Here is a 26125-nt window from a genome sequence, read left to right as displayed (position 1 = left end):
TCGGGAACTGGCGGGCGTGTCCTTGCGCGGATTCGGGGACTGCTACAGGAAGTAGAGGCGGTTGAGGGAGACGGACTCGGCGGGCCGCGACTCCAGCGGGTCGCCGTCGAGCGTGACGAGCCCGGTGCGCTGGTCGACGTCCACCTGTCCGGTACGGCTGTTGAGCCGCAGATCCGCGGGGCCGATACCGCGGGTGCCGCGCACGGCGACCCGGCGCCTGCGGGTCGGCATGTGGTCGTTGCCCTGGTCGAGGGCCGCCTGCGCCACGAAGGCCACGGAGAGATCCGCCGCCGTGGCGCCGTACGAGCCGAACTGCGGGCCCAGGATCAGGGGCTGGCAGGTGTCGGTCGCCGCGTTCGGGTCGCCCGTCACCCCGTACGCCGGGAAACCCGACTTGAGGACGAGCTGCGGCTTCGCGCCGAAGGAGTCGGGCCGCCAGAGCACGATGTCGGCGAGCTTGCCGGTCTCGATCGAGCCGATCTCGTGGGCGAGGCCGTGCGCGATGGCGGGGTTGATGGTCAGCTTCGCCATGTACCGCAGCACGCGCGCGTTGTCGTCGTCGCCCTCCGCGCCGCGCTCCGCCTTCATCTTCCCGGCCATGGCGAAGGTCCGCCGCACGGTCTCGCCCGCCCGTCCCATGCCCTGCGCGTCCGACGAGGTGATCCCGATGGCGCCCAGGTCGTGCAGGACGTCCTCGGCGCCCATCGTCCCGGCGCGGATGCGGTCGCGGGCCATGGCGGCGTCGCCGGGCAGATCGGTCTTGAGGTCGTGTACGGAGACGATCATCCCGTAGTGCTCGGCGACCGCGTCCCGGCCGAAGGGCAGCGTCGGGTTGGTGGACGAGCCGATGACGTTGGGGACGCCGGCCATCTTCAGCACGTTCGGCACATGACCGCCGCCGCAGCCCTCGATGTGGAAGGCGTGGATCGTCCGGCCTTCGAGCACGCTCAGGGTGTCCTCGACCGACAGGCATTCGTTCAGTCCGTCGCTGTGCAGGGCGACCTGGACGTCGTGTTCCTCGGCGACCCGCAGCGCGGTGTCCAGGGCGCGGGTGTGCGCCCCCATGTCCTCGTGCACCTTGAAGCCTGACGCGCCGCCCTCGGCGAGCGCCTCCACCAGGGGCGCGGAGTCGGAGGACGAACCGCGGGCCAGGAAGCCGATGTTGACCGGCCAGGCGTCGAAGGCGTTGAAGGCGTGGCGCAGCGCCCAGGGCGAGTTGACACCGACGCCCCAGACCGGGCCGAACTCCTGGCCGATGATCGTCGTCACCCCGGAGGCCAGCGAGGCCTCCATGATGCGCGGCGAGAGGAGATGGACGTGCGCGTCGACGGCTCCGGCGGTGGCGATCAGCCCCTCGCCCGAGACGATCGAGGTGCCGGTGCCGACCACGACGTCGACCCCGTCGAGGGTGTCGGGGTTCCCGGCCCGCCCGATCGCCGCGATCCGGCCCTCCCGGATGCCGATGGAGACCTTGCGGATGCCCTGCACCGCGTCGATCACCAGCACGTTGCTGATCACGACGTCGCAGGTGTCGCGTACGGCGGCGGCCTTGAGGTGCAGTCCGTCGCGGGCGGTCTTGCCGAACCCGGCGAGGAATTCGTCGCCCGGCCGCTGGGCGTCGGACTCGACCCGGACGGTCAGGCCGGAGTCGCCGAGGCGCACCCGGTCACCGGCCCGGGGCCCGTGCACTGCCGCGTACTCACTCATCGTCCGGCTCCCAGGTATCCGCAGGCCGCCGCGCGCCGCAGGGCCTCTTCCTTCGCGCCGGGCGCGTCCAGCGGTCCGTCGACCAGCCCGGCGAAACCGATCGCGATCCGGTCGCCGCCGATCGCGGTCAGTGGCACCTCGGCGCTCTCCCCCGGTCCGAACCGCACGGACGACCCCGCGGGCACGCACAGCCGCCTGCCGTATCCGGCGGCCCGGTCGAAGTCCAGCCGGGGGTTGGCCTCGAAGAAGTGGAAGTGCGAGGTGACGCTGACCGGCACGGACGCGGTGTTCCGTACGGTCAGCGTCACCTCGGGGACGGGGTCCGGGTAGCCGGGCCCGGACAGCACCGCGCCGGGGGCGTCCTCGCCCAGCGAGCCGCCGCCGATGGGGTCGGCGACCACGGCGAGCCGCGAGCCGTCGTCGAAGACGGCCTCGACGTGCACCTCGGTGACGACATCGGCGACACCGGGCAGCACATCACCGGGGCCGAGCACCGCACGGGCCGCCTCGATCGCCTCGGCGAGCCGCCGGCCGTCCCGGGCCGCCTCGCAGACGGTGTCGGCGATCAGTGCGGTCGCCTCGGGGACATTGAGCAGCAGTCCGCGCGCCCGGCGCGCCCGCGCCAGCTCCGCGGCGCCGAAGAGCAGCAGCCGGTCGCGTTCCGTCGGGGTCAGTCTCACGTCGCACCCACCTCCATGAGTTAGATCGTCACTCTAACTTCATGTTTCGGTTAAAGAAAGAACGGAATCCATTGACATGTCAAAGCGGAATCCCGCACATTGAGCGGCACTCAAAAAGACGAGCGGAGAGGTACCTCGTGCCGATCGAACAGCGCGGAGTCGACACCATCCCGGACGTGGAACGCACCAGCGGGCCACGCGACCTCATCAGCATCCTGCTGGGGTCCAACCTCTGCCTGGGCGTGATCATCTTCGGCTGGCTGCCGGTCTCCTTCGGTCTCGGCCTCTGGCCGGCGGTCACCTCCGTCGTCGCCGGGACCGTCGTCGGCACGCTGCTCACGGCGCCGCTCGCCCTGGTCTCGCTGCGGACCGGCACCAACCTCTCCACGTCGAGCGGCGCCCAGTTCGGCGTACGCGGCAGGCTCATCGGTTCGGTCGTCGGCCTGCTGCTCTCGCTCGGTTACACCGCACTGACCCTGTGGGTCGGCGGTGACGTGATGATCGGGGCACTGAACCGGCTGACCGGCCTGCCGGACAACGGCTGGATCCACGCCCTCGTCTACGCGCTGATCGCCGCCCTCACCGTCGTCGGAGCGGTGTTCGGATACCGGCTGCTGCTGCGGCTCAGCAAGGCCCTCGCCGTCGGCATGACGGCCCTGCTGGTGCTCGGACTCCTCGCGTACGCCCCCGACTTCACCACCGCCGCTGCGCCGCACACCGCGTATCTGCTCGGCTCCTTCTGGCCCACCTGGTTCCTCTCGGCCGTCGCCGCCGGGCTCAGCGGGCCCATCGCCTTCATCACCCTGCTCGGGGACTACACCCGCTACGTCTCGCCCCGGCGCCACAGCTCCCGCGCGGTCCTGGGCGCCACCTGTCTCGGCCTCATACTCGGACTGCTGGTCCCCCAGCTCTTCGGCACGTACACCGCGCTCGCCGCCCGCTCCGCCGCCGACTTCGCGGGACCGCTCGTCGCCGCCTCGCCCGGCTGGTACCTGGTCCCGCTGCTGCTCGCCGCCTCCGCGGGTTCGGTGGGCAACGCGGGGCTGATGCTCTACTCGATGGGCCTGGACCTGGACGCCATCCTGCCGCGCGCCACCCGCGCGCGGGCGACCCTGGTGGTGGCCGCCGTCTCCACCGTCTTCGTCTTCGTCGGCCACTTCGCCTGGGACGCGCAGTCGGCGATGACCTCGTTCGTCCTGCTGCTCACCGCGGTCGGCACGCCCTGGGCCGTCATCACCGTCATCGGGTACGTCCGCTGCGGCGGCCGGTACGACCCGGACGCCCTCCAGGTCTTCAACCGCCGGTCCAGGGGCGGGATCTACTGGTACAACGCGGGCTGGAACCTCCGGGCGGCGGTGGCGTGGGCCATCGGCGCGGCCGTCGGTCTGACCGCGGTCTCCACCCCCTTCTACGAGGGCCCGCTGCTGCACCTCACCGGCGGGGTGGACTGCAGCTTCCTGTTCTCCGGTGCGGTCGGCGGGCTGGTCTACGCGGCCCTGACCGCGCGCACGCCCGACGCCGCTGCCCACCCGGACAGCCTGGCGGATGAGTCGGACCCGTCCGAGATCTCCACCGGGGCGCTCGCGGAGTTGTAGCGTCGTGGCCCATGGACCGTGAGATACAGGCTTTCGTTCCCGAACCGGCCCGCACCGAACGGATCGCGGCCGAGACCGCCGCAGTCACCACCCGCTGGCCCGACCCCGCCGACCGGCCGCCGCTGTTCGGCGTCCCGGTCGGTATCAAGGACATCATCCAGGTCGACACCCTACCCACCAGGGCCGGTTCGGCCCTCCCACCGGAGGCACTGGCCGGACGGCAGGCCACCGTCGTCGACCGGCTGCGCGCGGCGGGAGCCGTGGTCGCGGGGAAGACGGTGACGGCGGAGTTCGCCGTACTGGCGCCGGGGCCGACCCGCAACCCGCACAACCTCGCGCACACACCCGGCGGATCGAGCAGCGGTTCGGCCGCGGCGGTCGCCGCCGGAATGGTTCCGCTGGCCGTGGGGACCCAGACCGTCGGCTCGGTGATCCGGCCCGGCGCGTACTGCGGAGTGGCCGCCTTCAAACCGACGTACGGGCGCATCCCTGTCGACGGCGTCATCGCGAACGCCCCGAGCTTCGACACCCTGGGGCTCTTCGCGGCGGATGTGGCGGGCCTGGCTCCGGCCGCCGCGGTGGTCTGCGACAACTGGCGCCCTGCCGTGCCCACGACGGAACTCCCGGTGCTGGGCATCCCGGAGGGCCCCTATCTGGAACACGCCGAACCCGATGCGCTCGACGCCTTCCGGATCCAGGTGGACCGGCTCGAAGCGGCCGGGCACCTGGTACGGCGGATCGCCGTGATGACCAACTTCGAGCAGGTCAGGGCCCAGCTCTTCACGATGAACCGCTACGAGGTGGCCCGCACGCACGCCGACTGGTTCGCGGAGTACGGCGAGCTGTACCGGCCCGAGACGGCGCAGGCGATCCGCGCCGGGCAGCTCATCACGGAGGTGGAGTACGCACGCGCGCAGCGGGAGCGGGTGGCGTTCCGTGACCGGATGGCGGCGGCGATGGCGGACATCGACCTGTGGATCACCCCGTCGGCGACGGGTCCCGCGCCGAAGGGGCTGGCCACGACCGGAAGTTCGGTGATGTCCCTGCCGTGGAGCAACGCGGGGCTGCCGTCGCTGAACGTCCCGGCCGGGGTGGCGGGGAACGGTCTGCCGCTCGGTGTGCAGTGCGTGGCCGCGGCCGGGCGGGACGAGGAACTGCTCGGCTGGGGCCCGGCGATCGAAGCGACGCTGCGGTAGGGCCCCTGCTCCGTACGCGGTCGTCGGAGGGGCTCGGTACGGAGCCCCTCCGACGGTCCGGTCACGGGTGTCAGAAGGACGCGGTACGGAGCCCCTCCGACGGTCCGGTCACGGGTGTCAGCCCAGCGGGTGCATCCAGCCGTACCGGTCCTCGCCGATCCCCCGCTGGATGTCCAGCAGCGCCGCCCGGAGCTTCAGCGTGACCTCGCCCGGCTCCCCCGAACCCTGCTGCCACTCGCCGCCGTTGGACTTCACCGTGCCGACGGGGGTGATCACCGCGGCCGTGCCGCAGGCGAAGACCTCGGTGAGCGTTCCGTTCGCGGTGTCCGCGCGCCACTGGTCGATGGAGACGCGGCTCTCCTCGGACTCGTACCCCAGGTCGCGGGCGACCGAGAGCAGCGAGTCACGGGTGACGCCCGCGAGCAGCGAGCCGGTGAGCGCCGGGGTGACGATCTTGTTCCCGTACACGAAGTACAGGTTCATGCCGCCCAGTTCCTCGACCCACTTGTGCTCGACGGCGTCGAGGTAGGCGACCTGGTCGCAGCCCTGCTGGGCGGCCTCGGCCTGGGCGAGGAGGGACGCGGCGTAGTTGCCGCCGGTCTTGGCGTCGCCCATACCGCCGGGGACGGCGCGGACCCGGTCCTCGGACAGCCAGATCGAGACCGGCTTGACGCCACCCTCGAAGTACGCGCCGGCCGGGGAGGCGATGACGATGAAGAGGTACTCGTTGGAGGGCTTCACGCCCAGCCCGACCTCGGTCGCGATCATGAACGGGCGCAGGTAGAGGGACTCCTCGCCGCCGTGCGCGGGGACCCATGCCTTGTCCTGCTGGACCAGCGCGTCACAGGCCGCGATGAACGTCTCGACGGGCAGCTCGGCCATGGCGAGACGGTGTGCGGAACGCTGGAAGCGCTTGGCGTTGGCCTCCGGGCGGAAGGTGGCCACGGAGCCGTCGGGCTGGCGGTACGCCTTGAGACCCTCGAAGATCTCCTGCGCGTAGTGCAGCGTCATGTTCGCCGGGTCGATCGACAGCGGCGCGTAAGGGACGAGCTGGCCGTCGTGCCAGCCCCGCCCCTCGGTCCACTTGATCGTCACCATGTGGTCGGTGAAGTGGCGGCCGAACCCCGGGTTGGTCAGAATCGCCTCCCGCTCCGCGTCGGACAGCGGGCTGGAGGTGGGCTTGAGTTCGATCGTAGGCGTCGTCATGAGTGGTTGTCCTTCACCGGTTGTGTGTGACGGACCGCGCTCACGCCACTACTAGGACGTCCGAGCTTCCCCTCATACCGCGGCCCCACGTCCGATTATCGCGCGTGGTCTGCCGTGGATGAAATGCGTGAATGCGGTCCAGGAATCGATGGTCGCACCCGAGGACCGCAAAACACAGCCGCCGGGTGTCTGTGCGACCCGGCGGCTGTGATGAATCAGTCGACGGGTCAGCCCGCTACTCGTACCGCGAGCGCGTCGCCGATCTCGTCCGTCGTGCGGAACGTGCCGTCGCGCTCCGCGAGGTCCGCGGAGACGGCGTCCTCGATACGGGCCGCCTCGGCCTCGAAGCCGAGGTGACGCAGGAGGAGGGCGACCGAGAGGATCGTGGCCGTCGGGTCGGCCTTGCCGGAGCCCGCGATGTCGGGCGCCGAACCGTGCACCGGCTCGAACATCGACGGGAAGGTGCCCGCCGGGTTGATGTTGCCGGAAGCCGCCAGGCCGATGCCGCCGGTCACGGCAGCGGCGAGGTCGGTGAGGATGTCACCGAAGAGGTTGTCGGTGACGATCACGTCGAAGCGCTCGGGCTGCGAGACGAAGAAGATCGTCGCGGCGTCGACGTGCAGGTAGTCGGTGGTGACGTCCGGGAACTCCTGGGCGACCTTGTCGAAGATGTTCTTCCACATGTGGCCCGCGTACACGAGGACGTTGTTCTTGTGCACCAGCGTCAGCTTCTTGCGCGGACGCGCCTGGGCGCGGGCGAAGGCGTCCCGCACGACGCGCTCGACGCCGTACGCGGTGTTGACGCTGACCTCGGTCGCGATCTCGGCCGGAGTGCCGGTGCGGAGGCTGCCGCCGTTGCCCGTGTACGGACCCTCGGTGCCCTCCCGGACGACGACGAAGTCGATGTCCGGGCGACCGGCCAGCGGGGTGGCCGTGTTCGGGAAGAGCTTCGAGGGGCGGAGGTTCACGAAGTGGTCGAAGGCGAAACGGAGCTTCAGGAGCAGACCGCGCTCCAGGACACCCGACGGCACGGAGGGGTCGCCGATCGCACCGAGCAGGATCGCGTCGTGCTGCTTGAGCGACTCCAGCTCGGCGTCCGGGAGGGTTTCACCGGTGCGGTGCCAGCGCTGGGCGCCGAGGTCGTACTCCTTGGTCTCCAGCTTCACATCCTGAGGAAGGATCGCGTTCAGGACCTTGAGGCCCTGGGCCACGACTTCCTGGCCGATGCCGTCACCGGGGATCACTGCGAGATTGAGGCTGCGAGACATGACGGCACCCTACTGCGCGTCCCAGGTAATGACATAAGCGTCCACTATCCGGACAGCCCGTCTGCTGTACGCCTGTCGTTCATCCGGAGGGGAAGAGCACGCCAGACGGGCCAGGCACCTTGTGCGCCATGGACACACCTCGCTTCGGTATCCCCGAGAAGCTCGCCGGCCGGATGAGCATGGCCGAGCAGCACGAGTACCTGCGCACCAAGCTCACCCGCCGCGGAGTTCTCCGTACGACGGCCGCCACCGCCGCCGTCGCCGGGGCGGGCGTCGCGGCGGGCGCCCCGGCCGCGTACGCGGCCCCCGCACACCGGCCCGCCCCTTCCACGCCCGCTCACTCCACGCCCGCCGTCGACGGTTCACTGGTCGCACCGTTCGGCCGCCACCTCGCCTACGGAGCGGACCCCAGGACGCAGATGCGCGTCTCCTGGCAGGTCCCCTTCGCGGTGAAGCGGCCGTACATCCGGATCGGCACCGCCCCCTGGGACCTGAGCCGGAAGATCAGCGCCGAGGTGCGGCACCTGACCACGCCCCGCCTGAACGGCGGCAAGATCGCCGCCGCCGAGCAGTTCTACGTCCACGCCGGACTGGACCGGCTGCGGCCGGGGACGACGTACTACTACGGCGTCGGGCACGACGGCTTCGACCCGGCCGACCGCCGCCACCTGGGCACGCTCGGCACCTTCACCACCGCTCCCGCGCGGGCCGAGTCATTCACCTTCACGGCCTTCGGCGACCAGGGCGTGAGCTACCACGCGCTCGGCAACGACCAGCTGATCCTGGGCCAGAACCCGTCGTTCCACCTGCACGCGGGTGACATCTGCTACGCCGACCCGTCGGGCTCCGGCCAGGAGACCGACACGTACGACGCGCGCACCTGGGACCAGTTCCTGGCCCAGACGGAGACCGTCGCGAAGACCGTGCCGTGGATGGTGACCACCGGCAACCACGACATGGAAGCCTGGTACTCGCCCGACGGCTACGGCGGCCAGAACGCGCGCTGGACCCTGCCCGACAACGGCCCGGACCCGGTGAACCAGCCCGGCGTGTACTCGTTCGTGCACGGCAATGTGGGCGTCGTCGCGCTGGACGCCAACGACGTCTCGTACGAGATCCCCGCCAACTACGGCATCAGCGGCGGCAAGCAGACCCGCTGGCTCGACAAGCGCCTCGGCGAACTGCGGAAGAACCACGACGTCGACTTCGTCGTGATCTTCTTCCACCACTGCGCGTTCTCCACGACGAACTCGCACGCCTCGGAGGGCGGAGTGCGCGAGGAGTGGGTACCGCTCTTCGAGAAGCACCAGGTGGACCTGGTCATCAACGGCCACAACCACGTGTACGAGCGCACCGACGCGATCCTGCGGAACAAGGTCGCCAGGAAGGTCCCCATCGGCGAGCGGACCGACCCGACGCGGGACGGCATCGTGTACGTGACGGCGGGCGGCGCGGGCAAGTCGCTGTACGACTTCCCGGCGCCCGACAGTTACGAGGGACACCTCGACGAGCAGGAGAGCGTGCCCACGTACCACTGGGTCAAGGGCGGCGCCAAGGCCACCGAGACCGTCGAGTGGTCCCGGGTGCGGTACACCGGCTACTCGTTCCTCGCGGTGGAGGTGACGACCGGCCGACAGGCGAAGCTCAAGGTCAGCGCACTCGCCGAATCGGGCGAGCGCATCGACCACTTCGAGATCCAGCGCGGCCACTGACCCCGTGATCCCGCTCGACGACCGCCCTGCGCCGTACGGTGCTGGGCGGTCGGCGCCCAAGGGTGCGAGTACCGGCGGTCAGTGACCGGTGGAGCCGCCGTTGTCACGGCGGTCGAGTGCGCGCTGGAGGGCTGCTGCCGCGTTCCTGCGGTCGGACTCACCCGAACGTGCGGCGCGGGTGGTGTGACGGACGCGGCGGACGGTCTCGGCCATGGTGATCGACTCCTTGAAGAGCAAGGGGGATATCGATGCGCCGGAAGGGGCGGGGAGCGGGGCGCCGCAGGGGTTACCTGCATCGGGGCGCGGCTCACGACCGCCACTCGCTGGGTCGAGCGAGACGTTCGGCTTCTACCAAGCTAAGGGAGCAGGGCCGCTCTGTCTCCACAATTACTCGGACTTCCTACTATCTGAGACGCGATCACATCTCCGCCTGACTCGCGCACACCCCTACCTGGCTCGCGACGCCACCTAGGTTGCATTCCTAACTAGGTGGTGCTGCAATACAGCCATGGCCGCAGACCGCAGATCCAGCTGGCTCAAGGGCGTCCTTGACCTCCTCGTGCTCACCTGCCTCACCGGAGGCGAGAGCTACGGATACGAGATCGCCAAGGCGCTGGCCGCCGCCGGGGTCGGCGAGATCAAGGGCGGGACGCTCTACCCCGTACTGAACCGGCTCGAAGAAGCCGGACTCGTGGTCGGGGATTTCCGCGCCGCCGAGCGCGGGCCGGGGCGCCGCTACTACCGGCTGACCGGCGGGGGCAGGAAGGCACTCGGCGAACAGAGCGCGGCCTGGCTGGAGTTCCACACGCACGTACGGACGATGCTGGAACCAGGGGGAACAGGGGACATGCCATGACGGATCGCTCGGACACCGATATCGAGTACTTCGCGGAACTCACCGCGGCGCTGCGCTCACACGGGAGGCCCCGGGAGGAGGTGTCGGCCACCGTCGATGACCTCTCGGGCTACCTCGCCGAGACCGGGACGAGTGCGCAGGAGGAGTTCGGCCCGGTGGACGTGTTCGCGGAGCGGCTCACGGCGGCCGAGGACGGTCCCGCCGCCGGGCAAGGGACCGAGCCCCGCACCTGGAAGTGGATCGCCGACATCTACGCCGACCGCCGGCAGCTCAACCACTTCGGCGACCAGGGCTGGGAGATCGAACGCATCGACCGCTTGGGCCGGTTCGTCGCCCGCCGCGACCCGGCCACCGCGATGCGCTGGGAGTACCGGCGCGAGGTGGTCAACGCAGCGGACCGTACGGCGAAGGCGGCCGAACTGGCCCCCGACGGTTGGGAGTTGTGCGGCCACTGCCTGTACCTCATGTACTTCAAACGGCCGAAGGCGGCGAGCGCGGGCCCGGCGGCCGACCTCGCCGAACTGCCGGAAGTCCCGCACCAGAAGATCTTCCTGCGGAATCGCGCGCAACGCGGAAAGCTCTTGCTCGCCCTGCTCTCCGCCGTGGTGAGCGGCACGGTGGTGTCCCTCGCCGTGCAGCACGGGGCAAGCGTCACGCCCATCCTGATCGCAGCGCTGCTCGCGGGGGTGGTGGGCGGGGGCACTGCCTGGTACGGCGTCAAACGGGACGCCGTCGGACAGGTCGAGGACTGAGCCGGTACCCGCACCTGCCGATCGCCCTGGTTCGCCCCTTCGCAGATCAGATTTCGCAGATCAGATGGAGCAAACCAGGGCGTTCGGGCCACAGCTCTTCCGAGTGGCTAGCGGGTCCTCGCCGCGTTCCTGCGGCGCAGTGCGAAGACCAGGCCGCCGCCGAGTGCGACCGCGGCCGCACCGATGCCGGTCACCAGGGGGGTGTTGCCCGCGCCGGTCGAGGCCATCGTGCCGGTCGCGTCGCCGACCGTCGTGGTGCCGTCCGTCGTCGAGCCCCCGGTCGACGTCGTGGAGCCCGAGGTGCCCGTACCGCCGGTCGACTGGGCCTGGGTGCCGCCGTTGGTCGAACCGGACGTGGAGCCCGACGTCGAACCGGCCGTCGATGAGCCTCCGTTGGATCCGCCGGATGAGCCTGAGCCCGTGCCGGATCCCGTACCCGTGACGTCGATCACGAGCTTCGCCTTGTCGTTGGCGGCGTTCTTGTCGAAGACCGGGTGGATGTCGTACACCGACGTGGCCTTCACCTCGCTCGACGTGTCCTTCGCGCCGCTCTCGATCTTGAGCACGAACTTGTACGTGTGCAGCGAGCCGACCTCGTAGAGGTGGTCGGAAGGCAGGCAGACGTACGTGCGCTTGCCCGGTGCGGACGGGCCGCTCGGGCCGTCGATACCGAAGGGCAGGCAGTCCTTCGGGACCTCGACGGCCGTGGTGCCCTTGGGTATGCCGACCATCACCGCCGGCTGGTCGTCGCTCGTGTTGTCGTCGATCCAGCCGGGGCCGTCGTTGCGCAGCCCCGCGGTGACCGTCACCTTGTCGCCGGGCTTGCCCTTGGCGTTGTCGCCGACGGCGGCGAGGTCGGCGGTGTTGTCCGCGGTGACCGCGAGCGAGCGGTAACTGATGTCGGTGGAACCGGACTCCGGGTCGCCGCCGGTGGAGCCGGTGCCGTACTCCACGTTCTCCAGCAGCGCCTTGGACAGCACCTTGAACTTGAGGGGCACGTCGAAGGACTTGCCCGGGTCGAGCACCTGGTCGAAGTGGCAGACGGCCACCGACACCTGGTCGGCGTCGGTCGAGTACGTACATCCGGCGGCGTGCTCCGGGAATTCGATGCCGCGCGTGATCCGCAGCCGCATCGTGAGGCCGTCGGCGGGCGCGTCGCCCTGGTTGGTGAAGGTGAGGGAGTCCTCGCGGACCGTGCCCGGCTGCCACGGATCGCTGGACAGCTCGGACACCACGAGGGCGGGGGCTGTCCCGTCGGCGTGCGCCTGGGCGGCCGGTGCGAGGGCGACGGCGAGCAGGGCCGCCGCTACGGCGGACGACGAGCTGATGCGGTGACGCAAAACGGTTCTCCCGGGTGGGTTTCTGCTGTGTACGCGGGTACCTGCGGCGCGGGTTCTCGGCCTGCACGCACGGGCACCTCCCGCGTGGGGGGGCTTCGACCACACGTGAATTCATGTGCGGTACGGGGGCTTTGACCGCCGGGTGACGCACAGGGTTGCACGAGGTCACGGGACCATCACCGGTGCGGCACAGGTCCCACACCTGGAGCCGCGGACCGCGGCCGGCTCATCCGGTGACGGTCTCGATGTCCTCCGGCACGCCCGTGACGCCCCGCACCACCTCGCCGCTGCCCCTCCGGACGGGCAGCACGCTCGCGAGCAGCCCGTCGTCGGCCGGGTACGGGAGCTCCCGGGGCAGCAGGGCGGTCGCCGCCGCTTCGTCGCCCTCGCGGACCAGCGCGTGGATCCGGTGCACCAGCGGGGTGACGTCCCGGATCGAGACCGTCCATTCGTCCGCGTACCGCCGCGCCGCCTCCCCGCTGAGGCCGAGCTGCAACGAGCGGTGGGGCTGCGGGCGGAGCCACAGATCTCGTTCCGGGTCCCACTGCACCCGGGCCGGTGACCGCTGCAACTCCCTCTTCCAGGCGGCCTGGTCGGCGTGGAACCCGCGCTCGTACGCGGAGAGACACGCGTGCCGCAGCGCCCAGTCGAACCCGGCGCGGCTGATCTCGACGGCCAGGACCGTCTCCTGGCCCTCCTTCGCCGCCCAGCCGCAGCGGTACATCATCCACAGGAACGACGGCTTGATCCAGGTCATCCGGGACCGCTTCCAGGCTGCGGGGAAACGGCCGTCGCGGGCGGCGGGGAGGCCCAGGGACGGGGTGTACGCCTGGTAGACGGTGACCGTCGACTCCGTGTGGAGCGCGCGGATGCGGTGGGACGGTTCGGGGGCGAGGTGTTCTGCCATGCGGGCAAGGGTGCGTCGGCGCACGGCGGGCGCGCCACTGAATTCCGTACGGCCCCGGGAACGCGAAACCGCCCCCGCCCGGTGGGGGGACCGGATGGGGGCGGAGCTTCGCGGGGCGTGCCCGGGGTGACCCGGGGGGGGTGTCAGCCCTGGTGCGGGTAGGTGTACTCGGTCGGCGGGACCAGCGTCTCCTTGATGGCCCGGGTCAGGGTCCAGCGCTGGAGGTTCTGCGGGGCACCGGCCTTGTCGTTGGTGCCGGAGGCACGGCCGCCGCCGAAGGGCTGCTGGCCGACCACGGCGCCGGTCGACTTGTCGTTGATGTAGAAGTTGCCCGCCGCGTAGCGGAGCTTGTCCATCGTGTACGCGGTAGCGGCGCGGTCCGACGAGATGACCGAGCCGGTCAGCGCGTAGTCGGAGACCGACTCCATCTGGGTCAGCATCGCGTCGTACGCGCCGTCCTGGCTGTCGTCGTAGACGTGGACGGCGAGGATCGGGCCGAAGTACTCGGTCGTGAAGACCTCGTTCTCCGGGTCGGAGCACTCGATGACGGTGGGTCGGACGAAGTAGCCGACGGAGTCGTCGTACGTACCGCCCGCGACGATCGTGCAGCTCGGGTCAGCCTTCGCACGGTCGATCGCGCCCTTGTTCTTCGCGAACGCGCGGTCGTCGATGACGGCGCCCATGAAGTTCGACAGGTCGGTGACGTCACCCATGGTGATCCAGTCGACCTCGGCGGCGAACTCCTCGCGGAAGCCGCTGTTCCAGATCGAGGCGGGGACGTACGCACGCGAGGAGGCCGAGCACTTCTGGCCCTGGAACTCGAAGGAGCCACGGGTCAGCGCGGTCTTCAGCACGGCGCGGTCGGCGCTGGGGTGGGCGACGACGAAGTCCTTGCCGCCGGTCTCGCCGACCAGCCGCGGGTAGGTGCGGTACTTGCCGATGTTCTCGCCGATCGTCTTCCAGAGGTACTGGAAGGTCGGGGTGGAACCGGTGAAGTGGATGCCCGCCAGGTCGCGGTGGTTCAGGGCGACCTCGGAGACGGCGATGCCGTCGCCGGTCACCAGGTTGATGACGCCCTTGGGGAGACCGGCCTCCTCCAGGAGCTGCATCAGCAGGACGGCCGCGTGGGTCTGCGTCGGGGACGGCTTCCAGACGACCACGTTGCCCATCAGGGCCGGGGCGGTCGGGAGGTTGCCCGCGATGGCCGTGAAGTTGAACGGCGTGATCGCGTAGACGAAGCCTTCGAGCGGGCGGTGGTCGAGACGGTTCCAGACGCCCGGGGAGTTGGCCGGGGGCTGCTCGGCCAGCAGGTCACGGGCGTACTTGACGTTGAAGCGCCAGAAGTCGATGAGCTCGCAGGGGGTGTCGATCTCGGCCTGCTGGGCGGTCTTGCCCTGGCCGAGCATCGTCGAGGCGGCGAGCGTCTCGCGCCACGGGCCGGACAGCAGCTCGGCGGCGCGGAGGATGATCGCGGCACGGTCGTCGAAGGACATCGCACGCCAGGCCGGGGCGGCGGCCAGCGCGGCGTCGATCGCCTCCTGGGCGTCGGCCTGCGTGGCGTGCGCGCCGGTACCGATGACCGACCGGTGGTTGTGCGGCTGCACGACGGTGAACGGCTCGCCGCCACCCATCCGCTTCACACCGTTGATGGTCATCGTGAGCTCGATGGGGTTCTCGGCCAGCTCCTTGAGCTTGGCTTCGAGACGCGCCCGCTCCGGGGTACCGGGGGCGTAGGAGTGGACCGGCTCGTTGACCGGCGCGGGGACCTGGGTCACAGCATCCATGAGTGCCTTGTCTCCTTGTGTCAGGGGTGGGTGGTCAGCCGGGCGGGTCAGCCCTTGGTGAGGATGGAGCGGCCGAAGAACAGCAGGTTGGCCGGCTTCTCCGCGAGACGGCGCATGAAGTAGCCGTACCAGTCGGTGCCGTACGCGGTGTAGACGCGCATCCGGTGGCCCTCGGCCGCGAGCCGGATGTGCTCCTCGCTGCGGATGCCGTACAGCATCTGGAACTCGTACTCGTCCAGCTTGCGCCCGGCCTTGCGTGCCAGCTCCTGCGCGACGGCTATCAGACGCGGGTCGTGGGACCCGATCATCGGGTAGCCGTCGCCCTCCATCAGGGTCTTCAGGATGCGGACGTAGGCCTTGTCGATCTCGGGCTTGGCCTGGTGCGCGACGGAGGCGGGCTCCTTGTAGGCGCCCTTCACGATGCGGACGCGGCTGCCTGCGGCGGCCAGGCGGCGGGCGTCGTCCTCGGTGCGGAACAGGTACGCCTGGATCACGCATCCGGTCTGCGGGAAGTCCTTCCGCAGCTCCTCGTGGATGGCGAACATCGAGTCGAGGGTGGTGTGGTCCTCGGCGTCGAGGGTGACCGTGGTGCCGATCTCGGCGGCGGCCTCGACGACCGGGCGGACGTTGGCGAGCGCCAGCTCGTGCCCGCCCTCCAGCGCCTGGCCGAACATGGAGAGCTTGACGGACATCTCGGCCTTGGTGCCCAGACCGAGGTCCTTGAGGCGGCCGATCAGTTCCAGGTAGGCGTCACGGGCCGCGGCGGCCTGCTCGGGCGTGGTGATGTCCTCGCCCACCACGTCCATGGTGACCTCAAGGCCCTTGTCGGCGGCGTCCTCGATGATCGGGACGACCTGGTCGACCGTCTCACCGGCGATGAACCGGCCGACGACCTGCTTGGTGCCAGGTGCGGCCGAAATGAAACGGCGCATCTTGTCGCTGCGGGACGCGGCGAGAATCACGGGACCCAGCACGGGGCACCTCCACGGAAAGTACGAACGAAGGCCGTACCTGCGCAGACCGATACAGAGCGGTACAGAGCGGTACGGAGAACCACCGTGAAATCTAGGGATCACTCCGATTTTCTGCCATCGACAGCTGTCACGCATCCGTACCCCGGATCTCAGACATATGTCTGAAGGGGTGCGAGAATGCCAGGGTGAAGGCTGATTACCAGGACCTGGCCGACGAGATCTCGGCGCTGCTCGGCGCCCCCGCGACGCTGGAGAACCGGGATTTCGGGCTGATCGCCTTCGGCGCGCACGACAGCGAGGACGACAGCGCCATGGACCCGGTCCGCACCCGGTCGATCCTGACCCGGCGCTCGACACCCGCGGTCCGTGCCTGGTTCGAGGGCTTCGGGATCACCCACGCGACCGGCCCGGTCCGGATCCCCGCGGCCCCCGACGCCGGGGTGTACCGGGGAAGGATCTGTCTGCCGGTACGCCACCGTGGCACGGTCTACGGCTACGTCTGGCTCCTGGACACCGACCCGGGCCCCACGGAACAGCAGCTGGCCGCGGCGATGGAGGTGACCGCGCGCATCGGTGACCTGCTCTTCGACGAGGCACAGGCGGGCGCCGGTCTGTCCCGCGAATTCCGCGCGGTCCTCACCGCCGAACGGGGCTGGCCGCGGGACATGGCGGTCGCCTCCCTGCGTACGGCGCTGGGCCCCAGCGCCGACGGGCTGCACGCCATGGTGTGCGTGACGCCGTGGCCGGACGAGGACACACCGGTACGCCCGGTACCGGCCACCGCGGCGCTGTGCACCATGCCGGCCGACGGCGGCCCGGCGGCCGGGGACGCCACCACGTACCGCCTGGCCGCGCTGATCCGGCTGCGCACGCCGGACGCGCTCGACCCGGCGCTGACCGCCGCGGCCCACCTCAGGGAGTCGGCGGGCGCCGGGGCCACGGCGGGGATCGCACCGGCCCGCCGGGGTCTGGGCGAGCTGACCGCGTCCTGGCAGGAGTCCTCGGCGGCATCCCGCGCCGCCGCGGCCGAGAGCCGGTTCGGCGCGGTCGCCGCATGGGCGTCGATCGGCCCGTACCGCATGCTGACGGCGCTCCCCCAGGAGACGGCCCCGGACCCCGTGGTGGGCGATCTGCTGTCGCCCGCCCACGCCGAACTGGCCCACACCGCCGAGGTGTTCCTCGACCGCGCGGGCCAGGCCGGGCGTACGGCGGCGGCACTGGGCATCCATCGTCAGACGCTCTACTACCGCCTCTCCCGCATCGAGCAGCTGACCGGCCTCGACCTGGACGAGGGCGAGGACCGGCTGCTGCTGCACATGGCGCTGAAGAGGGCTCGGCTGTAAGAGGCCGCGTCGGTCTCCGATCCCGCCCCGGACAGCAGCGCACCCGGCGCGCAGACATCTGTGCTCCACATGTCTACGGGCCGGGTGCGCCGGTGAGGTACGGGGATCAGTCGGTCAGGTCCACCGAACGGGCCGAGACGGCGCCGATCTCGTCGGAGATCTCGGCGAGCACGGCCGGCGGCACGGTGTCGTCGACGGTGAGCACGACCAGCGCCTCGCCACCCACGGCGGCCCGCGAGACCTGCATGCCCGCGATGTTCAGCCCGGCCTCGCCGAGGATCTTGCCGACCGCGCCGACCACGCCGGGGCGGTCGGTGTAGCGCAGGACGACCATGTGGTCGGAGAGCGCCACGTCCACGTCGTACTCGCCGACCGCGACGATCTTCTGGAGGTTCTTGGGGCCGGCCAGCGTGCCGGAGACCGAGACCTCCTCGCCGCCCGCGAGCGTGCCGCGGACGGTGACGACGTTGCGGTGGTCCGGGGACTCCGAACTGGTCGTCAGACGGACCTCGACGCCGCGCTCCTGCGCGAACAGCGGGGCGTTGACGTAGCTCACGGTCTCGTCGACGACATCCTCGAACACGCCCTTCAGCGCGGAGAGTTCAAGGACCTTGACGTCGTGCTGGGTGATCTCGCCGTACACCTCGACGTCGAGCCGGGCGGCGACCTCGCCCGCCAGCGCGGTGAAGATCCGGCCGAGCTTCTCGGCGAGCGGCAGCCCCGGACGGACGTCCTCGGCGATCACGCCGCCCTGGACGTTGACCGCGTCCGGGACCAACTCACCGGCGAGCGCCAGGCGTACGGACTTGGCGACCGCGACACCCGCCTTCTCCTGGGCCTCGTCCGTGGACGCGCCGAGGTGCGGGGTGCAGACGACCTGGTCGAACTGGAAGAGCGGGGAGTCCGTGCAGGGCTCCTTCGTGTACACGTCCAGACCGGCACCGGCGACGCGGCCCTCCTTGAGGGCGGAGGCGAGCGCCTCCTCGTCGACGATCCCGCCGCGGGCGGCATTGACGATCCGCACGTGCGGCTGCACCTTGTGCAGCGCCTCGTCGCCGATCAGGCCGATCGTCTCGGGGGTCTTGGGGAGGTGGACGGTGATGAAGTCGGCGACTTCGAGCAGTTCGTCGAGCGTGAGGAGCTTGACGCCCATCTGGGCTGCGCGCGCGGGCTGCACGTAGGGGTCGTACGCGACGATCTTCATACCGAAGGCCGACATGCGCTGGGCGACCAGCACGCCGATCCGGCCGAGACCGACGACGCCGAGGGTCTTCTCGCTCAGCTCGACACCGGTGTACTTCGAGCGCTTCCACTCGCCGTTCTTGAGCGCGCTGTTGGCCTGCGGGATGTTGCGCGCGGTGGCGACCAGCAGACCGCAGGCCAGCTCGGCGGCGGTGACGATGTTGGAGGTCGGGGCGTTCACGACCATGACGCCGGCCTTGGTGGCGGCGGAGACGTCGACGTTGTCCAGGCCGACTCCGGCGCGGGCCACGATCTTCAGCTTCTTCGCGGCGGCGACGGCCTCGGCGTCGACCTTGGTGGCGGAGCGCACCAGGATCGCGTCCACATCGGCGATGGCGGGCAGCAGTTCGGCGCGGTCCGCACCGTTGCAGTGCCGGACCTCGAAGTCCGGGCCCAGCGCGTCCACCGTGGCGGGCGACAGCTCTTCAGCGATGAGTACGACAGGTTTCGAGCTCACGTGAGTCCTCACAAGTCCGTTGCGGAGGGCCGTCCCGACGGCCGCAGGCGGAGGGGCTGGGCGCGTGGAAGACGCACGACGCTGTGGGCCTGACGCGTATGTTCTGAGCAGTGTAGTGGCGTTGCGGGGTGGATATTCCGCCGATGCGGCGGGATCACCCGTACGTGGTTGGACGAGGTGGACAAGGGGGCTCCTCCGTCCGGAGAAGCCCCCTGATCCGTACTGCTTACGCGTCGCCGTTGTCGACCCAGCTCATGAGCTTGCGGAGCTCCTTGCCCGTGGTCTCCAGCAGGTGGTTCTCGTCGGCCTTCTTGTACTCGTTGTACTTCTTCAGGCCGCCGTGGTACTCGTCCATCCAGTTCTTGGCGAACGTACCGTCCTGGATCTCGCCCAGGATCTTCTTCATCTCGACCTTGGTCTGGTCGGTGATGATGCGGGGGCCGCTGACGTAGTCGCCCCACTCGGCGGTCTCGGAGATCGACCAGCGCATCTTCTCCAGGCCGCCCTCGTACATGAGGTCCACGATGAGCTTCAGCTCGTGCAGGCACTCGAAGTACGCGATCTCCGGCTGGTAACCGGCCTCGGTCAGGGTCTCGAAGCCCGCCTTGACCAGCGCGGCGGTGCCGCCGCACAGAACGGCCTGCTCGCCGAAGAGGTCGGTCTCGGTCTCCTCGGTGAAGGTCGTCTTGATGACGCCGGCGCGGGTGCCGCCGATGCCCTTGGCGTACGAGAGCGCCAGCTGCAGGCCCTTGCCGGTGGCGTCCTGCTCGACGGCCACGATGCACGGAACGCCGCGGCCCTCCTCGTACTGACGGCGGACCAGGTGACCCGGGCCCTTCGGGGCGACCATGCAGACGTCGACGCCGGCCGGCGGCTTGATGAAGTCGAAGCGGATGTTCAGGCCGTGGCCGAAGAACAGCGCGTCGCCGTCCTTGAGGTTGTCCTTGATGGACTCCTCGTAGACCTGGGCCTGGATCGGGTCCGGGACGAGGATCATGATGACGTCGGCCTCGGCGGACGCCTCGGCGGGGGTCACCACACGCAGGCCCTGCTCCTCGGCCTTGGCCTTGGACTTGGAGCCCTCGTGCAGACCGACTCGGACGTCGACGCCCGAGTCACGCAGCGACAGCGCGTGGGCGTGGCCCTGGCTGCCGTAACCGATCACTGCGACCTTGCGGCCCTGGATGATCGACAGGTCGGCATCGTCGTCGTAGAAAAGCTCGGCCACTGGGATATCTCCTTGGTCTGCAGGTGTTACAGCCCACCGTACGGCGGGCGGGTGGAGGAAAGTTTCCGGGTCTCGCAATGCGAGCAGCCCTTGACCGGTTCTCAGGCGCTGCGGTCGAGCGCCCGCAGGCTGCGGTCCGTGATGGAGCGCGCGCCTCGCCCTATGGCGATCGAACCGGACTGGACGAGCTCCTTGATGCCGTACTGCTCCAGCATCTTGAGCATCGCGTCCAGCTTGTCGGTGCCCCCGGTGGCCTCGATGGTCACGGCTTCCGGGGAGACGTCCACGGTCTTGGCGCGGAACAGCTCGACGATCTCGACGATCTGGGAGCGGGTCTCGTTGTCGGCGCGGACCTTCACCAGGACGAGCTCGCGCTGGATCGCAGCGCCGGGCTCGAGTTCGACGATCTTCAGGACGTTGACCAGCTTGTTGAGCTGCTTCGTCACCTGCTCGAGCGGCAGGTCGTCGACACTCACCACAATCGTGATGCGGGAGATGTCGGGGTGTTCGGTGACGCCCACGGCGAGCGAGTCGATGTTGAAGCCGCGGCGGGAGAACAGGGCGGCGATCCGGGCGAGGATGCCCGGCGTGTTCTCGACCAGGACGGAGAGCGTGTGCTTGGTGGACATGTCGTCGGTCTCTCTCTGCTCTCTCAGTTCTCTTCGCTGTCGCCGAAGTCGGGGCGGATGCCGCGGAGGGCCATGACTTCGTCGTTGGAGGTTCCTGCGGCGACCATCGGCCACACCATCGCGTCCTCGTGAACGATGAAGTCGACGACGACCGGGCGGTCGTTGATCGCGTTCGCCTCCGCGATGACCTTGTCCAGGTCCTCCGGGCGCTCACAGCGCAGCGCGACACAGCCCATCGCCTCGGACAGCTTCACGAAGTCCGGGATGCGGGTGCCACCGCTGGCCTTGCCGTCCACCGCGATGCCGTCGGCGCCGGGGCCGGAGTGCAGCACGGTGTTGGAGTAGCGCTGGTTGTAGAAGAGGGTCTGCCACTGGCGGACCATCCCGAGGGCGCCGTTGTTGATGATCGCGACCTTGATCGGGATGTTGTTGAGCGCGCAGGTGGTCAGTTCCTGATTGGTCATCTGGAAGCAGCCGTCGCCGTCGATCGCCCAGACCATCCGGTCCGGCATACCGGCCTTGGCGCCCATCGCGGCCGGGACCGCGTAGCCCATCGTTCCGGCGCCGCCGGAGTTCAGCCAGGTGGCGGGCCGCTCGTACTGGATGAAGTGCGAGGCCCACATCTGGTGCTGTCCGACACCCGCCGCGAAGATCGTGTCGGCGTCGGCGGCCAGCCCGATGCGCTCGATGACCTGCTGCGGGGACAGGCTGCCGTCCTGCGGCAGGTCGTAACCGAGCGGGTAGGCGTCGCGCCAGCGGTTGAGGTCCGTCCACCAGTCCGCGTACCGCTTCTGGGCGGCGGTGCCGATGGTGCCCTCGGTGTGCTCGGCCTGGACGGCCTGGACCAGATCGGCGATGACCTCCCGGGCGTCCCCGACGATCGGCACGTCCACCTGTCGGTTCTTGCCGATCTCAGCGGGGTCGACATCGGCGTGGATGACCTTCGCGTCCGGGGCGAAGCTGTCCAGCTTGCCGGTGACGCGGTCGTCGAAGCGGGTACCGAGGGCGATCAGCAGGTCCGACTTCTGCAGCGCGGTGACGGCGGTGACCGAACCGTGCATGCCCGGCATGCCCACGTGCTGCGGATGGCTGTCGGGGAACGCGCCGAGCGCCATCAGCGTCGTGGTGACCGGCGCTCCGGTCAGCTCGGCCAGCACCTTGAGCTCGGCGGTGGCGTGGGCCTTGATGACCCCGCCGCCGACGTACAGGACCGGGCGCTTGGCCTGGGTGATCAGCCGGGCCGCCTCACGGATCTGCTTGGCGTGCGGCTTGGTCACCGGGCGGTAGCCGGGCAGCTCCTGCTGCGGCGGCCAGGAGAAGGTCGTGTCCGCCTGGAGCGCGTCCTTGGCGATGTCGACGAGCACCGGGCCCGGACGGCCGGTCGAGGCGACGTGGAACGCCTCGGCGATGACCCGCGGGATGTCGGCGGCGTCGGTGACCAGCCAGTTGTGCTTGGTGATCGGCATCGTGATGCCGCAGATGTCCGCCTCCTGGAAGGCGTCCGTACCGATCGAGGCGGCGGCGACCTGGCCGGTGATCGCGACCAGCGGCACCGAGTCCATGTGCGCGTCGGCGATCGGGGTGACCAGGTTGGTGGCGCCCGGACCCGAGGTGGCCATGCAGACCCCGACCTTGCCGGTGGCCTGGGCGTAACCGGTGGCCGCGTGGCCCGCGCCCTGCTCGTGACGGACCAGGATGTGCCGCACCCGGGTGGAGTCCATCATCGGGTCGTACGCCGGAAGGATCGCACCGCCGGGAATGCCGAATACCGTGTCGGCGCCGACTTCCTCAAGAGAACGGATGAGGGACTGCGCGCCCGTGACGTGCTCGACGGTGACGGACGACGGTCCGCCGTTACGGGCTCGCGGCTGCGGGTGGTGGGCCCCGGTGGCCTGCTCGGTCATCGGCATTCTCTTCTCGAAGCTGAGGGTTTTTGCGGGGATTTTCGCGGTGTTCGGGTGGTGCTGGTGCAACAAAAAACCCCCCGTGCCGTGAGGCAAGCGAGGGGAGCGCGTCGGTGCGTTGTGCGGAGCTGGTGAGGAGCTCTGCTTCAGCCGACGCGCTTTCCAAGTACGAGAATTCGGGTGGTCATGGCCTTGACCCTCCTCCTGGCGCCCGGTGACTGTCAAGTGGGTGGGACGGGCGTCTCATTATTTGAGCTGGCGAACGAGGGGGTACCGAGCAGGACGGGCCGGGCCGCGCCGCCGGGCAGGGGGAAGCGCGCGCGGGCCAGGGAGCGGCGCAGGCGGTACTCGTCCAGTGGTCCGGAGAAGGCCATACCCTGCCCGTGCGTACACCCCATCGAGCGAAGAGCGATCACCTGTTCGGGTAGGTCCACGCCGTCGGCGACGGACTGCATGCCGAGGTCGCAGGCGATCCGCAGCAGTCCGCTGGTGATTTTGTGCAGCCGTGCGGATTCCACCACTCCCTCGACGAGACCGCGGTCCAGTTTGAGTACGTCGACGGGCAGTCGGCGCAGGGCGTTTATCGCGGCGTACCCGCGCCCGAAGCCGTCCAGCGCGATCCGTACGCCGAGCCTGCGCAGCACCATCAGACGGCGCTCCAGCTCCTCGAAGGCGATGCGCGGGTCGCTGTCGGTGATCTCGATGACCAGGGCGCCCGAGGGCAGCGCGTGCCGGCTGAGGAGTGCCTCGATGGACGCGAGCGGCATGGACCTGTCGAGCAGCCTGCGGGCCGAGAGCCGCACGGCGACCGGCACCTGGTGCCCGGCGCCTCCCCGGTCGGCTGCCTGCTCGACGGCTTCTTCGAGCAGCCAGCGGCCCAGCTCGCCGGTACGTGCCCCCTCTTCCAGGTCGCCCGCCCCCTGGACCTGGAGGAACTCGGCCGGGGTGAAGAGGATCCCCTGGGTGGAGCGCCAGCGCGCCTGGGCGGCGACCGCGGCGATCCGGCCGGTGGTGAGATTCACCACGGGCTGGTGCAGCAGGGCGAATTCACCGTCGTGGAGCGCGGTGCGCAGCCGGGTGGACAGCTCGGACCGGCGGACGACTTCGGCCTGCATCTGCGGGGCGTACAGCTCGACGCGGTTCTTACCTCCCGCCTTCGCCCGGTACATGGCGAGATCGGCGTTGCGCATCAGGTCGGTCGGGGTGACACCGGATTCGGCGAAGGCCACGCCGATGGAGGCCGCGACCCGCACTTCGCTGCCGTCGATCCGGTACGGCTGGGAGAGCCGCAGGCGCAGCCGGTCGGCGATCTCATGGACCTGGCACTCCCGGGCGGGCTGGTCCTGGCTGCCGTTGCCGACGATGAGCGCGGCGAACTCGTCGCCGCCGAGACGGGCCGCCGTGTCCGCCGACCTGACCGACTCCTGGAGGCGGCGGGCCGCCTGGACGAGCAGTTCGTCGCCCGCCTGGTGGCCGATGGTGTCGTTCACCGCCTTGAAGCCGTCGAGGTCGATGAAGAGCACCGCCGTGCCGTGGTCGGTCGCCCTGCGCCCGCCGAGCGCCTCGCGGACCCGGTCCGTGAACAGGGCCCGGTTGGGCAGGTCGGTGAGCGGGTCGTGTTCGGCGTTGTGCTGCAACTGGGCCTGGAGGCGGACCCGTTCGGTCACGTCCCGGCTGTTGAAGATCAGCCCGCCCTGGTGCCGGTTGACGGTGGACTCCACATTGAGCCAGTCCCCGGTCCCTGATCTGAAGCGGCACTCGATACGGGTGGTGGGCTCGGAGGCGGGCGACGCGGCCAGAAAGCGGCGCACCTCGTGGACCACGCGCCCCAGGTCATCGGCGTGAATGAGCGAGGCGAGCTCGGAGCCGATGAGTTCCTCGGCGTCCCGGCCGTAGACACCCGAGGCTGCCGGGCTGACGTAGCGGAGTATGCCGGTCGGCGCGGCGATCATGATGACATCGCTCGACCCCTGCACGAGGGACCGGAAGTGGTTCTCCTTCTGGGCCAGTTCATGGGTGAGTGCGATGTTGTCGACGAGCATGATGCCCTGCCGGACCACCAGCGCGAGGACGACCGTGCAGCCGGTGAAGACGACCACCCGGTCCACCCGGTGGCCGTCGATCACGTTGTTGAGGATGCCGAGCGTGCAGACGGCTGCGGCCAGGTACGGGGTGAGTGCGGCCAGCGAACCGGCGATGGGACGGCTGGGGTGCCGGATTCCGCGCGGTTCGGGCACCGGGTCGGTGCCGGTGAACCCGCTCGCCCCCAGCCGGGCACCCCAGGGCGCGTACGCCAGGAGCAGCGAGCCTGCGAACCATCCGGCGTCCAGCAACTGCCCCGAGCGGTAGCTCGCCCGCAACAGCGGCGAGGTGAACAGGGCATCGGACAGCACGGTCAGCGCCAGCCCGGCAATGGCGGTGTTGATCGCCGAACGGTTGGCGTTCGACCTGCGGAAGTGCAGGACCAGCACCATGGACACCAGGACGATGTCGAGGAGCGGATAGGCGAGGGAGAGCGCGGCGTGCGCCACGCTCTCCCGGCCGCCTTCCAGGCGTGCGGCGTGCGCGAGGGCGAGGCTCCAGGAGAGCGTCAGCAGCGAACCGCCGATGAGCCAGGCGTCCAGCGCCAGACAGACCCAGCCCGCCCGGGTGACCGGCCGCTTCGCGAGGACCAGCAGTCCGACGATGGCGGGTGGCGCGAAGCAGAGGAAGAAGAGGTCGGCGAGCGAGGGGGTGGGAACCGGAGTCCGCAGGATGACCTCGTACCACCCCCAGACAGCGTTTCCGCAGGCCGCCATGGCGGAGGAGAGTGAGAACAGCAGCCAGGCGGGACGGAACCGGCTTTCCCGGGTGCGTGAATAGAAGAAACAGGAGACCGCGGCGAGCGCCGCCGCGAAGCTGAGGCCGAAGTCACCCATGACGAGCGCCAGTTCATCCGATCCCCAGTCGAACGCCGAGCCGATCGCATAGCCTCCGCACACCACCGCGAGAAGGAGCTGGGAGAGCAGACCCGCGGGGCCGCCGGAGACCGGCTGCCGGGCGAGGAGCGCCCCCGACGTGCTCACCGGTCCTTCCCGGATGTCGCCGTCCGCCGCATCGCCGAGCGAGGGTCCGAGCCGCGCGCCCTCGTCCGTCGGGGACGTCGTCGGTGGATCCGCCGCGTCGGTTGGTCAGTCCACTGGCCGTGCATCGTCCGTCGCCCCCTCAAGATCTGTGCGCTCGCCCGCACCGCGTCCCTGCGCGGCCCCCATCCGGACGATACACCAGTACCGTCACTCAGGGACATAGCTTCTCTACTCTCCGTGACGAGCAAAGGAGTTATGGGCACCCGGCACATCCGAACAT

20 protein-coding genes are annotated in these 26125 nt (G+C 70.0%); 6 read left to right on the top strand and 14 right to left on the bottom strand.

Translation table 11 applies throughout. The annotated features are described in order from the left end of the window. Nucleotides 1-42 precede the first annotated feature (42 nt). Both OG709_RS26260 and ureA read right to left on the bottom strand, forming a co-directional pair. A complete protein-coding gene (locus OG709_RS26260) occupies nt 43-1707 on the bottom strand; it encodes an urease subunit alpha (RefSeq protein ID WP_250297628.1) in 1665 nt (554 codons plus the stop codon). After that, nucleotides 1704-2387 carry an urease subunit gamma gene (gene ureA, locus OG709_RS26255; protein WP_250297629.1) on the bottom strand — a complete coding sequence of 228 codons (684 nt, stop codon included), beginning with the start codon at nt 2385-2387 and terminating at the stop codon, nt 1704-1706. Before ureA ends, OG709_RS26260 begins: the two co-directional genes overlap by 4 nt. Before the next feature lie 137 nt (nt 2388-2524). On the opposite strand from ureA, the gene OG709_RS26250 reads away from it, so the two are divergent. Both OG709_RS26250 and OG709_RS26245 read left to right on the top strand, forming a co-directional pair. Continuing rightward, on the top strand, nt 2525-3982 hold the full coding sequence (locus tag OG709_RS26250; protein ID WP_250297630.1) for a cytosine permease: 1458 nt from the start codon (nt 2525-2527) through the stop codon (nt 3980-3982). An 11-nt stretch (nt 3983-3993) separates the two neighbouring features. After that, nucleotides 3994-5178: an amidase gene (locus OG709_RS26245; RefSeq protein WP_250297631.1), complete on the top strand. Its 1185-nt coding sequence runs from the start codon at nt 3994-3996 to the stop codon at nt 5176-5178. Between the two features lie 117 nt (nt 5179-5295). Here the strand turns inward: OG709_RS26245 and OG709_RS26240 are convergent, their stop codons facing one another. Both OG709_RS26240 and OG709_RS26235 read right to left on the bottom strand, forming a co-directional pair. Then, on the bottom strand, nt 5296-6384 hold the full coding sequence (locus OG709_RS26240; protein ID WP_250297632.1) for a branched-chain amino acid aminotransferase: 1089 nt from the start codon (nt 6382-6384) through the stop codon (nt 5296-5298). Between the two features lie 227 nt (nt 6385-6611). Then, nucleotides 6612-7652, bottom strand: coding sequence for a 3-isopropylmalate dehydrogenase (locus OG709_RS26235; protein ID WP_250297633.1), 1041 nt, complete (start codon nt 7650-7652; stop codon nt 6612-6614). A 128-nt stretch (nt 7653-7780) separates the two neighbouring features. Between OG709_RS26235 and OG709_RS26230 the strand changes: the two genes are divergently transcribed. Continuing rightward, nucleotides 7781-9364 carry a purple acid phosphatase family protein gene (locus tag OG709_RS26230; RefSeq protein ID WP_266640594.1) on the top strand — a complete coding sequence of 528 codons (1584 nt, stop codon included), beginning with the start codon at nt 7781-7783 and terminating at the stop codon, nt 9362-9364. A gap of 78 nt (nt 9365-9442) precedes the next feature. Here OG709_RS26230 and OG709_RS26225 read toward each other — a convergent pair whose 3' ends face one another. Further along, nucleotides 9443-9577: a hypothetical protein gene (locus tag OG709_RS26225; RefSeq protein ID WP_266640596.1), complete on the bottom strand. Its 135-nt coding sequence runs from the start codon at nt 9575-9577 to the stop codon at nt 9443-9445. A 295-nt stretch (nt 9578-9872) separates the two neighbouring features. Here OG709_RS26225 and OG709_RS26220 point away from each other — a divergent pair, with 295 nt between their 5' ends. Together OG709_RS26220 and OG709_RS26215 are read left to right on the top strand one after the other, a co-directional pair. Beyond that, complete coding sequence (locus tag OG709_RS26220; protein ID WP_329167772.1) at nt 9873-10220, top strand: PadR family transcriptional regulator; 348 nt, start codon at nt 9873-9875, stop codon at nt 10218-10220. Continuing rightward, a complete protein-coding gene (locus OG709_RS26215) occupies nt 10217-10972 on the top strand; it encodes a hypothetical protein (RefSeq protein ID WP_250297636.1) in 756 nt (251 codons plus the stop codon). The genes OG709_RS26220 and OG709_RS26215 overlap by 4 nt, the downstream gene beginning before the upstream one ends. Before the next feature lie 107 nt (nt 10973-11079). Here the strand turns inward: OG709_RS26215 and OG709_RS26210 are convergent, their stop codons facing one another. The 4 genes from OG709_RS26210 to OG709_RS26195 form a co-directional block, all read right to left on the bottom strand. After that, complete coding sequence (locus OG709_RS26210) at nt 11080-12312, bottom strand: hypothetical protein (RefSeq protein ID WP_250297637.1); 1233 nt, start codon at nt 12310-12312, stop codon at nt 11080-11082. A 226-nt stretch (nt 12313-12538) separates the two neighbouring features. Continuing rightward, on the bottom strand, nt 12539-13219 hold the full coding sequence (locus OG709_RS26205; RefSeq protein ID WP_250297638.1) for a DUF4291 domain-containing protein: 681 nt from the start codon (nt 13217-13219) through the stop codon (nt 12539-12541). A 143-nt stretch (nt 13220-13362) separates the two neighbouring features. Beyond that, nucleotides 13363-15003, bottom strand: coding sequence for an L-glutamate gamma-semialdehyde dehydrogenase (gene pruA, locus OG709_RS26200; RefSeq protein ID WP_250297639.1), 1641 nt, complete (start codon nt 15001-15003; stop codon nt 13363-13365). A gap of 47 nt (nt 15004-15050) precedes the next feature. Then, complete coding sequence (locus OG709_RS26195; RefSeq protein WP_266640601.1) at nt 15051-15977, bottom strand: proline dehydrogenase family protein; 927 nt, start codon at nt 15975-15977, stop codon at nt 15051-15053. Between the two features lie 185 nt (nt 15978-16162). On the opposite strand from OG709_RS26195, the gene OG709_RS26190 reads away from it, so the two are divergent. Beyond that, nucleotides 16163-17320: a PucR family transcriptional regulator gene (locus OG709_RS26190; protein ID WP_329167771.1), complete on the top strand. Its 1158-nt coding sequence runs from the start codon at nt 16163-16165 to the stop codon at nt 17318-17320. 106 nt (nt 17321-17426) lie between these two features. Here the strand turns inward: OG709_RS26190 and serA are convergent, their stop codons facing one another. The 5 genes from serA to OG709_RS26165 all read right to left on the bottom strand — a co-directional run bounded on the left by serA (nt 17427) and on the right by OG709_RS26165 (nt 25845). Then, a complete protein-coding gene (gene serA, locus OG709_RS26185; RefSeq protein WP_250297642.1) occupies nt 17427-19019 on the bottom strand; it encodes a phosphoglycerate dehydrogenase in 1593 nt (530 codons plus the stop codon). Between the two features lie 226 nt (nt 19020-19245). Then, on the bottom strand, nt 19246-20247 hold the full coding sequence (gene ilvC / locus OG709_RS26180; protein WP_250297643.1) for a ketol-acid reductoisomerase: 1002 nt from the start codon (nt 20245-20247) through the stop codon (nt 19246-19248). 101 nt (nt 20248-20348) lie between these two features. Beyond that, nucleotides 20349-20876, bottom strand: a complete 528-nt coding sequence (gene ilvN / locus OG709_RS26175) for an acetolactate synthase small subunit (RefSeq protein WP_250297644.1) — start codon at nt 20874-20876, stop codon at nt 20349-20351. Between the two features lie 23 nt (nt 20877-20899). Continuing rightward, nucleotides 20900-22786, bottom strand: coding sequence for an acetolactate synthase large subunit (locus OG709_RS26170; protein WP_250297645.1), 1887 nt, complete (start codon nt 22784-22786; stop codon nt 20900-20902). 215 nt (nt 22787-23001) lie between these two features. Continuing rightward, nucleotides 23002-25845: a putative bifunctional diguanylate cyclase/phosphodiesterase gene (locus OG709_RS26165; RefSeq protein ID WP_250297646.1), complete on the bottom strand. Its 2844-nt coding sequence runs from the start codon at nt 25843-25845 to the stop codon at nt 23002-23004. Nucleotides 25846-26125: the final 280 nt, after the last annotated feature.

The sequence above is a fragment of the Streptomyces sp. NBC_01267 genome, assembly GCF_036241575.1.
In the GTDB taxonomy this organism is placed as follows: domain Bacteria; phylum Actinomycetota; class Actinomycetes; order Streptomycetales; family Streptomycetaceae; genus Streptomyces.
The sequence above is the reverse complement of the archived record's forward strand: the minus strand, read 5'-3'. Positions and strand labels throughout refer to the sequence as shown.